Origin of the sequence: Halomonas sp. PR-M31, from assembly GCF_001039575.1 — a bacterium.
Classification (GTDB): domain Bacteria; phylum Pseudomonadota; class Gammaproteobacteria; order Pseudomonadales; family Halomonadaceae; genus Modicisalibacter.
This window is the reverse complement of the sequence record NZ_JIBT01000001.1, coordinates 194548-208978: the sequence shown is the minus strand read 5'-3', so window position 1 is coordinate 208978 and position 14431 is coordinate 194548. Positions and strand designations below refer to the sequence as shown.

Genomic DNA, 14431 nt, shown 5'->3' with positions numbered 1-14431 from the left:
TTTTTGTGGGCTCGGTTCAACCCTAGTTCAGAGTGTGGGGCGAGCCTTGATGGACAGACGTCGCTCATGAAAAGCGACGAGAAGACCGCTGACGATGATGACAGCGGTGCCGACATAGACCCAGGTATCCGGAAGTTCACCCCAGAACAGCCAGCCGAGCAGCATCGCCCAGACCATTGCCGTGTAGTCGAAAGGTGCGGCAATCGAAGCTGGCGCATGTTGAAACGCCAAGGTGATGAACGCCATCGCCGCCACTCCCATTACTCCGGCACTGACAAAGCCCAGCCAATGCACGAGTTGGGGCGGTTTCCAGAACAGTGGTAGCAGAAGCGCACTGACGATTAGCGGCACCAAGGTCACATAGAAGACCATGGCCCAGAGATACTCCCGGCCACCGTAAAGACGTGCGGTAATCATCAGTAATGCATAGCAGATGGCTGCAAGCAGCACTACCAACGCCCCAATCTGAAACCCTGCGGCGCCGGGTCTCACCACGATCAGCACGCCTGCAAAACCGATGAATGAGGCGATCAACGGCAGGCGTTCGACTCGCTCACCGAGTAAGGGAACCGATAGCAGCGCAATGAATAACGGAGCGGCAAAGGCAATGGCCGTGACCTCCGCTAAGGGCAGCAAGGATAACCCTACTATAAAGCTGAATGTAATGACGGTGGCGATCAGGCCGCGCAGCAAGTGTATTAGAGGGCGTCGTGTACCCAAGGTGCGCAAGCCGCCGTTGAATCGAGCTATCAACATGATCAATGGCAGAGCTATCAGCATGCGGAAGAAGACGATTTGCACCGGGGCATAGCTTTCGCTCAGCCATTTGGCCACGGCATCGCCCAAGGCGAGAAACAGCACACCAAGACACATATACACGATGCCCAGTAGAGTCGATGACATGCGATATTCCTTAGTGAAAGATAGACACGGTAATCATTGAGTGGCGTCTGCCTGGATAGACTACCGTATCGTCCATGACATCACGCTTAGAACAGTTACAAATGTTGCAATGCAGCGGTTACATTTCAACACTAATCCCTAATCTTGTGTTTTAGTATGAACTCTTTGACTATAGACTTTAGTCACACGTCATTAGCATCCTACTTGTTTGAACGAGATTGGTACTGGAAAAACCATTCTCGTGAAAACAGCATTATGTTGTCCTTCTCCTGCTGCAGCTCAAACCTTGACTTCAAAAATTATTCTTCCGATCCCCTTTTTGTCTTCAAATACTGCTTTTTACTATTTTTTATAAATAGTTGCTCGATAAAAGCTGCAGATTGTCACAAGTTACGCCCTTTTTTGTGTTTTAAATTCTGATTAAACACATGCTTATGCATAAAACGAGTTAATACTTCTTTTTAGTATTCATCTTCTTACCTTAATAATATTTTAGGTATTAAAAAATAACCTTTTTGAGATAAAAAAATATTAAATAAACGATTTTAAGAAACCAAAAAAACCACTCTTGTAGACAGCCAATGTCATGTTGGGGCACAGCGCTAGGCATCTTATTATGATGGCACTTCGCGTCCGGGGTTACTTTTTGTGTCCAAATGTATCATCATGTATGGACGAACCTCATACCTGCGACGCTAAAAGACTGCCTAATCGGCTGGGAGACAATCGCATGACGAAAGGATGGTGGACACTTCTGTGCCTGACCAGCCTGCTGGCTGCCAGCACGGTAGCGGCACAAGAAGGTGACCTCGATGCCCGGCGCGAAGCTTGGGTCATCAAGGCGCGCCAAGGTCAGATGGATGAAGCCATTGATGGTTTGGCCAAGCTGTACGCCAGAACCGGTGATTCTACGGTACTCGATGATCTCATCGCTTTACGTCTTCGCGACGGTCGCAATCAGGAAGCGCTCGATACCTGCCAAAATTGCAGCATCGACGACTATTCAAGCGTCAGCCTGGAAGCGCTGGGCGTGGCTGCGCGTCGCGCCGGCAGATTAGAGCTGGCGCTGGAGTTCTATCAGGCTCTGACCATGCGCGAACCTAACAACCTGCAAGGGTGGTTGGGATTGGTGCTGACCAACGTCGACCTGGAAAATTACGAAGCCGCCAGCTTTGCGCTGAGCCGCATCGAAGAACGCGTTGGACGCAGCGCCGATTGGGCCAAGGCCCGCGCCTATCTTGCCGCGCAGACCGACGACACCATCGCCGAGCTGCAGGCGCGTCAGTTCATTCTCGAGCGTCAGCCGCAAAACGAAGCAGATATTCAAGCGCTTTACCGCACGGCGGTGACGCTGGGCGCCGCAGACGCCGCTAAACGACTGATGCGCAAACACCCGGACGCCTTTACCCAGGCGGATCGCCTGTGGCTACGTTTTTACGATGCTCAAGGTAAGTTACGGCTGGCGGAGCAATTGAGTGAACCTCAACGTGCCGAGCAAGGGCTTCAAGAACTCAATGTCGTCATCGCTTCCAAGAACGCTGCAGAGGGTCTGGTTCAACGCGCAGAGTACGACAAGGTAGTGGCCTTGACCTTGCTGCGTCGATTTCAGCAAGCCGAGGATTTGGCAGTCGATCTCGAGCAGCGCTATGGTCCGCTACCCAACTACCTTCAAAAAGCCCGGGCCGACACTTTAATGGGTCTGCATCGCCCGAATGAAGCCGCGCAACTCTATGAAAAATTGATCGTTGCCAATCCTGCTCAGGCCCGAGATGCCAATAACCCATTGTACTCGCCGTTGATATACGCCTATGCGGATGCACAGCGCTACGATGAGGCTCAGGCTGCTCTTGATAAATGGAAAAGAGAAGAGCCAGCCACCCGCTGGGACTTCACCGGCACCCAGCGCATACCCAATCCCAATTACGATGTCATACGAGAGATGGAGACGTCGTTGATAGCATGGCGTGGCAATGAAAACCGCGCAGACGAGCGTTTGTCACAGCAGCTCAATCAAGCGCCTGGGAATGCATGGCTCTGGCAGAGCCAAGGCGACCTGAAGCGTTGGCGTGGGCTGCCACGCAGCGCCGAACGAAGCTACCAGCGCGCCGCCGAGCTGATGGCGCCGAACGATCGCCGTGAGGCAGAGTACGGCACGCTGATGTCTCGACTCGATCGTGGCCAGTGGCGCGATACCGTTGCCACGGTCAAGCGCAAGATCACCCAGGACCCGCCCAGTGCTGCTCGAGACGAGCTGGCACGAGAGCTACGCGAACAGCGCGCCGGCGGATTGATCGTCGAGGCCAAGCGTGGGGACAGTGAAGGCAGCGGCACCCAAAGCTCTCGCGACTGGACCTACTCGGCGCGCCTTGAAGCACCGCGAAACGACAACGGCTCGCGTTTCTTTGCTCAGCGTATCGGTCAGTTCGGGGAGTTTGACGACAAGTCCCTGTACGCCGCCTATGACGCCGTAGGCTACGAACTCAATCTGTACCCGGCCACGCTAACTCTGTCAGCTGGACGAGGCGCTCAACTCAACGACGATGCGCTCTTTTGGGGAGAGTTGAATTACGCCTTGTCGGATCATTGGTCCGGGGTCGTCAACGTTGAGCTCAATACCGCCGAAACACCGCTGCGAGCCCTGCGTGACGGCGTCAATGCGGATCTTTACGGTGTCGAAGCGCGCTACACCCGGGATAAGACAGGCTCTGGTGGCATTGGTCTGACCTTTCTGGATCTTGATGACGGCAACCTGCGTCGCGCTGTTGCCGCCACGTGGGAGGAAGCGCTCTATCGCCATGACCGTTGGCACGTCGACGGCCAGGTTTTCCTAGGTACTTCCTGGAACGACAAGGTTGAAGCCAGCTATTTCAACCCCCGTCGCGATGCCAGCGCCGATGGCCAAATCGATATCAGTTACCTATTGCCGCTAGGCTATCGCAAGGCGTTCGTTCAAACCCTGACACTAGGTGGCGGCACTTACTGGCAGAAGAGTTCTGGTAGTGATCCTACTTGGCAAATCGGCTATCAGCACGGTTGGGAACTCGAGCCGGATTTGATTTTGACCTACGGCTTTTCTCGACAGCGGAGTGTCTACGACGGTGATCCCGAGTACGGCAACTTTGTCACCGCTGGTTTTGAATGGAGATTCCTGTGAGTAAATGGATTCTTACCCTTCTGACATTCTCTCTGGCGCTTCCGGTCTTCGCTGACCAGAACAGCAGCCAGCAAAATGGGCAGAATGATGAGTACAGTGTCATCAGTTATCACGACGTCATCGATGTCGCTCAAACGCCTGACCTGAAGATCTATCCCCAGACCATCACCCGTGATCTGTTGGTCAAGCAGTTCAACATGATTGACGAGCTTGGCTATCACCCGGTGAGCTTTCAACAGGTGCTCGATGCCAAGGCCGGCAAGCAGCCATTGCCGGACAAAGCCGTGGTGCTGACCTTTGATGATGGATATCGCAGCGTTTATGACATCATCTTTCCGCTGCTCAAGCTGTACGATTATCCGGCGGTGATTGCCCCGGTAGGCAGTTGGATGGCGGTGCCTGAAGGCGGCGAAGTTCCCTATGGCGATATCATGCTGCCTCGAGAGCGCTTTTTGAGCTGGGATCAGCTTCGCGAGCTGCACGACTCCCCGCTAATCGAGGTCGCCTCTCACACCTACGACCTGCACTACGGCATCATCGGCAACCCCCAGGGTAACCAGGAGCCTGCGGCGACCACACCGAAGTGGACGCCTCAAGGCTATGAAAGCGAAAACGAATATGTCGCACGGGTACGTGACGACCTTGCCCGGGCGAGCCAGCAGCTCGAGCGTGAGCTGGGAGAAGCACCACGGGTCATCTTCTGGCCCTACGGTGCTTATAGCAATGCCACACTCGATATTGCCGCTGACGTCGATATGCCCCATACCTTCAGCCTGCTGGGCAAAATCAACAATATCGATGAAAGTACCTGGGCCATGGGGCGCTATCTGATTGACCAGGAAACCTCGATGAAACTTTTCGAGGAGTATCTAAGCGGTCGTACCTGGGATCGCAAGACCGAGCGAGTCGTACATGTGGATCTCGACTATGTCTATGATCCAGACGAGGCCCAGCAAAATCGCAACCTCGACAAGCTCCTCGACAAGATCAAGGCTCAAGGCATCAGCACGGTTTATCTACAAGCCTATGCGGATGCGGACGGCGACGGGGTGGCAGAAGCGCTGTACTTCCCCAATGACCACATGCCGGTCAAAGCCGATCTTTTCAATCGCGTTGCCTGGCAGCTCAAGAAACGCTCCGGTGTCAAAGTTTACACCTGGATGCCGGTGATGGCCTTCGATCTGGGCCAGAGTCATGACTATGTCACCGACGTGCGCACCGGAAAGCCCAACAAGGAGCAGTACCTTCGCTTGTCGCCCTACGTAGAGCGTAATCGCGAGATCATTACCGATATCTACCGTGACCTGGGCCTATACACCAAGTTCGATGGTGTCCTGTTTCACGACGACGCTCTTCTCACCGACTTCGAGGATGCCAATCCTGCAGCGCTCGAGTGGTATCAGAAGCAATGGAGCCTGCCCGGCGACGTCGAGAAAATTCGTCAAAGCGATGCCTTGATGACGCGCTGGACCCAGCGCAAGACGCAGTTTTTGATCGATTTCACCAAGACACTCGGCAAACAAGCCAACTATTACCGCATGCTTGATGACGATCCGTTCGCCATGGCTCGCAATATCTATGCGCGGCCTATCCTCGAACCTGAAAGTCAGCGCTGGTTTGCTCAGGATCTGGAAGCCTTTGGTCGGGCCTACGACTATACCGCGGTCATGGCCATGCCTTACATGGAAGGCGCGGATGACCCGGATGCTTGGCTCAAAGAGCTGGCGCGCAAGTCTCTTGCCAAGGTACCTGCTCACAAACTGCTCTTCGAACTACAGGCTCAGGACTGGCGCGATCAGAGCCCTATCCCCAGCAAGCAGCTTGCGCACTGGATGAAAGTTATCAACCAAGCCGGTATCGAAAACTATGGCTACTACCCCTTTGACTTTCTCAATGGGCATCCCGAGACAGACGTGCTGAGGCGCAACTTCTCTTTGGCCACCGAACTGGGAGCACCCCAATGAGTGCAATGGAAATATTGGCTCTGTTTACCATTGGCTACCCCAGCTTGATGGCAACGGTATGGATTTGCGGCGGGATCTACTACTACTTCCACTGGGAGCGTAAACAGAAACGCGTGACAGGATCAGCGACCGATCCGGACGCCCCTTGGGTCACGATACTCGTGCCTTGCCATAACGAAGGGGTGAACATCAATGAAACCATCGATCACCTGTTTCTACAGAACTATCTCAATCTGGAAGTCATCGCCATCAACGATGGCAGCCGTGACGATACCGGCGAGCGTCTCGATGCGCTCGCCCGCAAGCATCCTGGATTGAAGGTATTGCATCAGGCCAATGGTGGTAAGGCCAGTGCCATGAACAATGGTTTGGCCAATGCCAAAGGCGAAATCATCGTCGGCATCGATGGAGATGCGGTGCTCGATTACGACGCAGTAAGCTGGATGATGGAGCACTTCATTGCCAGCCCCCACGTAGGCAGCGTCACCGGCAATCCCCGGGTACGCACTCGCTCGACTGCCATCGGCAAGATACAGACCGGTGAATTCTCGTCGATCATCGGATTGATCAAACGGGCTCAGCGCATCTACGGCATGGTGTTCACCATTTCCGGCGTCATCTGCGCCTTTCGCAAAAGCGCGCTCGAAAAGATCGGTGGCTGGAGCACCGACATGATCACCGAGGACATCGACGTCAGCTGGAAATTACAGCTCAGCGGCTGGCACATCCGCTATGAACCGCATGCGCTGTGCTGGGTGCTGATGCCCGAATCCTTGCGTGGCCTTTACAAGCAGCGTCTGCGCTGGGCCCAAGGTGGCGCCGAGGCTTTTCTCAAGCATCTAGGTTCTGCACTGCGCATTCGCAATCGCCGCTTCTGGCCGCTGCTGGTGGAATATCTTGTCAGCGTCGCCTGGTGTTATTCGATGCTTACCTTGATGGTGCTGTGGGTCGTCAACCTGACTTGGGCAGTGCCGGACTGGGACTCGGTAACGGCAGTACTCGACTGGTCAGGTGGGTTGTTGATCATCCTGTGCCTCTTGCAGTTTTGCGTGAGCTTTTCCATCGACAGTCGATACGACCGCAGCATGATCAAATGTTTGTTCTGGTGTATCTGGTACCCGTTCTTTTACTGGCTATTGAACATGGCCACCGTGGTCGTTGGCTTCCCTAAAGCACTGATTAGGCGCCGTGGCCAACCCGCTACCTGGAGTAGCCCTGACAGAGGAGAGTCGTTTCGTGAGCAATAAACTTGATTCAATCGTCATCAACAACCCCCAGCGCCGTACCTGGGGGTATCGTCTGCGTGATATCACTATTGTTTCGGCAACCGTTTCACTGTGGATATTATTCGTCACCCAGACCTATCTCACCGTTACCAGCAGCAACTTCTTAGCAGAGCAGGCTTATGTGCTGCAGATTCTCAAGTTAACTGCCATCGACTTCGTCGCGGTGTTCGTGATTCTTCACGTCTGGGTGCTTTATGAGCGTGTCCTTTTCCGTCTCAGGCTGCGTGCCTATCGCCGCTCGATGGAAGAGCAGGCCGCCCAGCCCAAACTTGAGGCAAAACCCGCCGAACCTCAAGCTATCGCGCATCCCAAAGAGATTTCTGAGTATCCTCAGCACGAATACGCCACTCGATAATATTCTGCAGTGATTCTTGATACATTGCCTCGCCACATGGCGGGGCAATGTGTTTTTATTTTAGCGGTATTAATAGCTCTATTATTACTGTATTAGTGCAGGCTGTTTTTATATTCGAAGAACAACATTTCATTAGGAATGACTTTTACCAAAAGTTTATTCAAGAAAGATTATCTTTTTACTGAAGCTGGAATCGAGCTCTATCTTCAAGTATCATTTTGCGCATTAAAAGTGTTTATTTAGATACAAAAAATGTCTCAACCAGCTCTTTCGAGCGAGAGTCCTCATGCGCAAATTCATTCTTACCTTCTTGTCGTTTTTTTTAGCTTCCCCTATTTTTTCTGCACAAGAAAACATCGAATACAGCGTGATCAGTTACCACGATATTATCGATGTCATTCAGACGCCCAACCTGAAGATCTATCCGCAGACCATTACTCGAGACAAGCTGGTCCAGCAGTTCAATCTGATTGATGAGCTGGGCTACCAACCGATCAGTTTTCAGCAAATTCTCGATGCCAAGGCAGGCAAAAGACCGTTACCGAACAAGGCGGTGCTTCTGACCTTCGACGATGGCTATCGCAGCGTCTACGACATCGTCTTTCCGCTGCTCAAGCTATACGACTATCCGGCATTGATTGCGCCGGTGGGTAGCTGGCTTGAGGTGCCCGAGGGTGGCAGAGTGCCTTACGGCAATATCATGTTGCCTCGAGACCGCTTCCTGAGCTGGGATCAGCTTCGTGAGCTACACGACTCTCCTTTAATCGAAGTAGCCTCTCATACCTATAATTTGCACTACGGTGTCATCGGCAATCCCCAAGGCAATGAGCAACCTGCGGCGGCCACCCTTGAATGGACAGCACAAGGCTATGAGAGTGAAAAGGAATACAACATTCGCATTCGCGACGATCTTGCCAAGGCAAGCCAGCAGCTCGAGCACGAGCTAGGTGAAGCCCCGCGAACACTCTTTTGGCCCTACGGCGCTTATAGCAACGCCGCACGCGAGATCGCCGAAGACGAAGGCATGCCGCATACCTTCACCTTGCAGGGTAAGGTCAACACCATTAATGAAAACACCCACGCCATAGGGCGTTATCTAGTCGATCAGGAAACCTTGATAACGGCCTTCCAGGAATACCTGAGTGGGCATACCTGGGATCGCAAGACCGAACGCGTGGTGCACGTCGATCTAGACTATGTTTACGATGCAGACGAAGCGCAGCAGAGTCGCAACCTTGGCAAGCTACTCGACAATATAAAGACTCAGGGCATCAGTACTGTCTATCTACAGGCCTTTGCGGATGCGAACGGTGACGGCGTTGCTGAAGCGCTTTATTTTCCCAATGACCACCTGCCGGTCAAGGCGGATCTATTCAACCGCGTGGCCTGGCAGCTCAAGAAGCGCGCAGGTGTCAAGGTCTATGCCTGGATGCCGGTGATGGCCTTCGATCTGGGGAAGGATCACAACTACGTTACCGACGTGCGTACCGGAAAACCCAACAAAGAGCAGTATCTGCGTCTATCACCGTATGTCGAACGCAATCGCACTATCATTCATGACATTTACCGCGATCTGGGCTTGCATACCAAATTCGACGGCATCCTATTTCATGATGACGCTTTTCTCAGCGATTTCGAGGATGCCAATCCTCTAGCCTTGGCGTGGTACCGCCAAAAGTGGGGGCTTCCTGGCACGATCAGTGAAATTCGCCAGCAAGAAGCTTCCATGACGCGCTGGACTGAGCGCAAGACCGACTTCCTGATTAACTTTACTCAGGTGCTGGCCAGGCAGGCCAACCACTATCGCATGCTCGACAATTATCCGTTCAAGACGGCACGCAACATCTATGCACAGCCCATCCTGAACCCTGAAAGCAAGCGTAGGTTTGCCCAGGATGTTGAATCTTTCGGACGTGCTTACGACTACGTCGTCGTGATGGCCATGCCCTACCTGGAAGGCGCAGCTGATACGGATGCCTGGCTTGAAATGCTCGTTGCCAGATCCCTCGACAAAGTGCCTGCCAACAAACTGATCTTCGAGCTGCAGTCTCAGGACTGGCGTAATCAAACACCCATTCCCAGTCAGCAGCTAGCCGACTGGATGGAAACTATTGAGCAGGCGGGTATCGACAACTACGGCTACTATCCCTATGACTTTTTCAATGGGAATCCCGAGACAAGTGTGCTGAAGCGCAACTTCTCCTTGGCTACCGAGTTGGTACCTGCCAAATGAATGTTAACCAGTCAGCGAGAACATACCTGCGCCTTGACCTGGTCGACGATATGCGCACCGATAGGAATCGCCGAGGTAGCCGCCGGTGAGGGTGCGTTGCACACGTTGACGGTGCGCTTGGTGTTGACGAACAGGAAGTCGTCGATCAGCTTGCCGTCGCGCGAGACCGCCTGAGCACGCACCCCTGCCGGATAAGGTTGAAGATCGTCCACGGTAAGACTCGGACAATACTTTTGCACCTGAGCAAGATAGCCCTTCTTGTACAGCGAGTTCTTCATCTCCATCAGGCCCGGGCGCAGATTGGCTCGCAGCACCTTGAGGATACCGGGGTTGGTCAGCATCGCCGCACTGTCGGCAAGGGAGATATCGCTTTTCTTGTAACCTTCGCGCTTGAACGCCAGCACGGCGTTGGGACCCACCGTGACGCTGCCATCGATCATGCGAGTCAAATGTACGCCGAGAAACGGCATCGCTGGGTCGGGAATGGGATAGATCAAATGATTGACGATGCGGTTGTACTCTGGCGGCAGCCGATAGTACTCGCCTCGAAACGGACATATTGTGAATCCCGGATCACGACCCAGCATGCGTACCACGCGATCCGCCATCAATCCAGAGCAGGAGACCAGATGGCGGGTCGTGAACTCACCCTGATCCGTCGACACCACGACTTCATTGGCATGCTCCTCAAGACCGGTCACCGCCGTGGAATAGCGAATCTCGCCTCCGGCTGCCTCGAACTCCCGCGCCATGGCCGCGGCGATCTCGCCATAGCTGACGATGCCGCTGGAGGGAAAGAAAATACCGCCGATCCCAGTGATGTTAGGCTCCCGCTCGCGCAGCTCATCCGCTTCAAGCCAGGTACGCTCCAAACCATTGGCCTCGGTGCGCTCCCATAGCGAGTGCATGCGCTGCATTTCAATATCGTTGGTGGCCACCAACAGCTTGCCGCACACATCGAACGCGATGTCATGGGCCTCGCAGAACGCCTTGGTGGCGCGATTACCCTCGAAACAAAAACGCGCCTTGAGACTGCCCAGCGTGTAGTAGACGCCGGCATGAATCACCCCGCTATTATGACCGGTCTGGTGCCGCGCCGGACCGCTCTCCTTCTCGATCAGCAGCATCCTGCAATCGGGGTAGGTCTGAATAAGCTGCATGGCGGTAGACATGCCGAGAATGCCCCCACCGATGATAATAAAATCGTACACCGCAAATCCTCATGTCTGCAAAGATCCAGGCCCCAATCTGCGTGGCCTCTGCGTCGATTATAACCGGCACAGCAGCGTATTGAATCAAAGCCAAGAAGGATTAAAGCCAGGAATAATGCTGGCCGATATGCCTATTTAGTAACCCTCTTTTTATAAGCGGTATCGGAGCGAGATATGTGTCATTTGACCAAGCCTCTGCCTGATGAAGGCGATGAGCGAGCAGGCGAAGCCCGAGCGCTTGGCGATAGCGAGTCGGTGCGGCCCAATGCCTCAAGCAAAGGACGCACACCAGGAAGTATTGCCGGCAAAGCAAAAGCGCTAATCGTGCCGTTCAAGGTAAACACCAAGAATTCGGCGCTCCTGCATGCCCAAATGAAGGCATTCTCGAAGCAGGTGCCGCTTTTGTATTTCATTCTTAGCATCAATGCGCTGACGCTTGCCTGGAACTTCCATGGAATGGCGCCGCTAATGTTGACGGTGATATTCCCTATCTTTCTAACCGGAATATGCGTACTACGCGTAGTGGTCTGGCTCAGATCCAGCGGTCGTCTAATGAGTGACAAGGAAGCGATCTGGCGACTTTACGGTGTTGTGGTCGCCGGCGACATCATTGGTATCATCTATCTTGTCTGGACCTTTGCCCTTTACAGTTATGGAGACGCTTACACCAAGAGCTTGGCGGTGCTGTTCGTCACGATTACCACAATCAGCGTGATATTTTGCCTTATGCATCTAAGGGCTGCGGCTCTGACAATGATGGTTACAATTGCCGTTCCCTATTCAATATTTTTAATCTTTACCCAAGATTCAGTCTTCTCAGCGGTAGGAGTCAATTTACTGTTGGTGAGTGGCGCGATGGTCTATATCGTATTCGTCGTATCGACGGATTTCGAAAAAATGATCAATAGTCAGAGCGAAACCGCACGACTAAGTGATGAAAACTATCGACTCGCCAATGTAGACAATGTCACAGGCCTCCCTAACAGACGCTACTTTTTTCACCAGCTTGATAGGCTTCTAGGATGCGCGCGACATGAAAAGAGGGCATTCGTGGTAGGCGTCATCGATCTGGATGGGTTCAAGGCGATCAACGATATTTACGGTCATGCAATCGGTGACCGCGTCCTTAAGGATGCCGGCAAGCGCCTGAAAGCACTGTCCAGTGAAACGATCGTGATGGCTAGACTAGGCGGTGATGAGTTCGGCGTGCTGCTCACTGATACTAGCGGCACGGCCGAGGTCATGGCGTTTGGTGAACGCGTATGCGCGGCACTACAGGTGCCCTTTTCCATGCCGGGCATTCAGGCAAATGTCTCGGGCTCGGCAGGATTCGCCTTGTACCCGGAAGCCGGTACGACCCCAGAAGTACTTTATGAACGAGCTGACTATGCGCTCAACTATGCTAAAGGGTCGCAGCGCGGCAAGCCCACCGTGTTCTCGAAATCCCACGAAACCGAAATTCGTACCCGTAGCCTTATCGAACAGGCGCTGCGCTGCGCGGATCTGGATAAAGAGCTGTCGTTGAATTTTCAGCCACTATTCGACATTCAGCGTCAAAGACCCGTAGGCTTCGAAGCCCTCGCCCGCTGGCACCATGCTGAACTTGGTGCCATACCACCGGACGTCTTCATCGCAATTGCGGAGCGTACCGAGCTGATCAATACCCTCACCCAGGCGCTACTTCGCAAGGCCCTGGCAGCAGCCGCAACCTGGCCCCAGGATATTTATATTTCTTTCAATCTATCGGTACGCGACATTATCTCGCCGAATGCAATATCCGGAATCATCAGGGTCATCGAGGAAAGCGGCGTCGAGCCGACTCGTATTGGATTCGAGGTGACCGAGTCCGCGCTCATGGGGGATTTCGATCAGGCCCATGAATCGATCAGCAGGCTCAGGGCTCTCGGTGCGAAAATATCCCTCGATGATTTCGGTACCGGTTATTCCAGCCTCAGCTACGTGCACCGTCTGCCACTGGATACGATCAAGATCGATCGTAGTTTCGTGACGGATATCGAGACCCGGGACACCAGCAGGGACATCATTCGTACCATCGTCGATCTATGCCGCAACCTGGGGATCGGCTGTGTCGTCGAGGGCATGGAAACCGCCCGGCAAGTAGCTATTTTACGCAAGCTTGGCTGTCATACGATGCAAGGTTATTTCTTCAGCAAACCGCTGGCTCAGAACGAGGTTGTTGGTTTTCTTACACAGCGCGAATTGGTACTCAGCGATTGATCATTCAGCGTTCAGGAACTCACCCATCACCTGATACGCCTCGTCGCACTCTTCGCGCACCAAATCCTCCATATTGAGAAAGGCGTGCAGCATGTCTGGAAAATGATGATGCCGATACATCACGCCGGCTTCTTCAAGCCGTTTTACATAGGCCAACCCCTCATCCCGCAACGGGCAGAAACCGGCGGTAATGACCAACGTATCCGGCAAGGTCTTCGTCATGGGCATGAACAGCGCCGAGGCGTTGCGACGATCCCCACCCTCGCGAAAATAGCTATCGAAATACCAGCGAATACGCTCTTCTTCCAGAAAATAGCCTTGCCCCAGCTCCTGCACGGAGGGATACGACAAGGTGTAATCAAGACTTGGATAGATAAGGATCTGTCGATGCAGTGGAATGCTGTCGTCATCCTGCAACCGGGCGCTGACCGTCGCCGCTAAAGCGCCTCCTGCGGAATCCCCCGCCACCGTCAGCGATTTGATGACGTTGCGCTGCTTGGCTTCGAGCGCCGGCCATAGATGCTTGAGAACCGCTAGAGTATCGTCGACGGCTAGCGGATACGGGCACTCTGGCGCCAGGCGGTACTCCACTGACACCACCAGATGACCGCTGGCCTTGGCCAGCTTGCGACAGATCGAATCATAGACCGTCACCCCACCGGCAACATGACCGCCGCCGTGTAGATAGACGCACACCGGCTTGGGTGTCTCTGGCGCCGGATCGTAAATACGAACCAGCACCGGGTACCCGCCGGCATCGATCATCACATCGCCAACCCAGGGAAGTTCAGGTCGCTGGGTGACCAGGGTCATGGTCACGTAGGCCAGGGCCTCCCGGGCACTGATCGGGGAAAAGGATGCCCCGGCCTGACGCTGCTGCTCGATCAACACGTTGACTTGATCCAACCAGGGTTGCAGCTTGGGGCTAAGTGAAGGGCTGGGTGACGTACTCATAAAATCTCCTGTCAGGGTTACGGACGACTTCAGTAAAGAGGGAATGTGCGCTCTTTGCCATACAAAGAGCCACTAAACGATGAAAGCCGACGATCACTCGTCGGCTTTCCCTGGCCATCTAGCGATGATCGGC

General features: G+C 53.8%; 9 protein-coding genes. 6 read left to right on the top strand and 3 right to left on the bottom strand.

Going from position 1 to position 14431, the window contains the following annotated elements; genetic code table 11:
* Nucleotides 1-27 precede the first annotated feature (27 nt).
* Entirely contained in the window at nucleotides 28-903 is an 876-nt protein-coding gene (locus tag CH74_RS00940; protein WP_048305595.1) for a DMT family transporter, read from the bottom strand.
* A gap of 730 nt (nucleotides 904-1633) precedes the next feature.
* Here CH74_RS00940 and pgaA point away from each other — a divergent pair.
* The 5 genes from pgaA (at nucleotide 1634) to pgaB (CH74_RS00915) (ending at nucleotide 9895) form a co-directional block, all read left to right on the top strand.
* Nucleotides 1634-4057 carry a poly-beta-1,6 N-acetyl-D-glucosamine export porin PgaA gene (pgaA, locus tag CH74_RS00935; RefSeq protein ID WP_048305594.1) on the top strand — a complete coding sequence of 808 codons (2424 nt, stop codon included), beginning with the start codon at nucleotides 1634-1636 and terminating at the stop codon, nucleotides 4055-4057.
* Nucleotides 4054-6021 (top strand): poly-beta-1,6-N-acetyl-D-glucosamine N-deacetylase PgaB, encoded by a 1968-nt coding sequence (gene pgaB, locus CH74_RS00930; RefSeq protein WP_253272875.1) that lies wholly within the window; start codon nucleotides 4054-4056, stop codon nucleotides 6019-6021. Before pgaA ends, pgaB (CH74_RS00930) begins: the two co-directional genes overlap by 4 nt.
* Nucleotides 6018-7268 (top strand): poly-beta-1,6-N-acetyl-D-glucosamine synthase, encoded by a 1251-nt coding sequence (gene pgaC / locus CH74_RS00925; protein WP_048305592.1) that lies wholly within the window; start codon nucleotides 6018-6020, stop codon nucleotides 7266-7268. The genes pgaB (CH74_RS00930) and pgaC overlap by 4 nt, the downstream gene beginning before the upstream one ends.
* The gene (locus tag CH74_RS00920) at nucleotides 7258-7662 is read left to right on the top strand and encodes a hypothetical protein (protein ID WP_048305591.1); all 405 of its coding nucleotides are present in this window, start codon (nucleotides 7258-7260) and stop codon (nucleotides 7660-7662) included. The genes pgaC and CH74_RS00920 overlap by 11 nt, the downstream gene beginning before the upstream one ends.
* Before the next feature lie 367 nt (nucleotides 7663-8029).
* The gene (gene pgaB, locus CH74_RS00915; protein ID WP_253272874.1) at nucleotides 8030-9895 is read left to right on the top strand and encodes a poly-beta-1,6-N-acetyl-D-glucosamine N-deacetylase PgaB; all 1866 of its coding nucleotides are present in this window, start codon (nucleotides 8030-8032) and stop codon (nucleotides 9893-9895) included.
* 11 nt (nucleotides 9896-9906) lie between these two features.
* Here pgaB (CH74_RS00915) and lhgO read toward each other — a convergent pair whose 3' ends face one another.
* A complete protein-coding gene (lhgO, locus tag CH74_RS00910; RefSeq protein ID WP_048305589.1) occupies nucleotides 9907-11106 on the bottom strand; it encodes an L-2-hydroxyglutarate oxidase in 1200 nt (399 codons plus the stop codon).
* A gap of 174 nt (nucleotides 11107-11280) precedes the next feature.
* On the opposite strand from lhgO, the gene CH74_RS00905 reads away from it, so the two are divergent.
* On the top strand, nucleotides 11281-13344 hold the full coding sequence (locus tag CH74_RS00905; RefSeq protein WP_082140228.1) for a bifunctional diguanylate cyclase/phosphodiesterase: 2064 nt from the start codon (nucleotides 11281-11283) through the stop codon (nucleotides 13342-13344).
* Here CH74_RS00905 and CH74_RS00900 read toward each other — a convergent pair whose 3' ends face one another.
* Entirely contained in the window at nucleotides 13345-14298 is a 954-nt protein-coding gene (locus CH74_RS00900) for an alpha/beta hydrolase (RefSeq protein ID WP_048305588.1), read from the bottom strand.
* Between the last annotated feature and the right edge of the window lie 133 nt (nucleotides 14299-14431).

Bases quoted from the DNA above. Each gene is read 5' to 3' on its own strand.
- CH74_RS00900 (WP_048305588.1), bottom strand. From the start codon at position 14,298: ATGAGTACGTCACCCAGCCCTTCACTTAGCCCCAAGCTGCAACCCTGG.
- CH74_RS00905 (WP_082140228.1), top strand. From the start codon at position 11,281: ATGTGTCATTTGACCAAGCCTCTGCCTGATGAAGGCGATGAGCGAGCA.
- CH74_RS00940 (WP_048305595.1), bottom strand. From the start codon at position 903: ATGTCATCGACTCTACTGGGCATCGTGTATATGTGTCTTGGTGTGCTG.
- pgaC (WP_048305592.1), top strand. From the start codon at position 6,018: ATGAGTGCAATGGAAATATTGGCTCTGTTTACCATTGGCTACCCCAGC.
- pgaA (WP_048305594.1), top strand. From the start codon at position 1,634: ATGACGAAAGGATGGTGGACACTTCTGTGCCTGACCAGCCTGCTGGCT.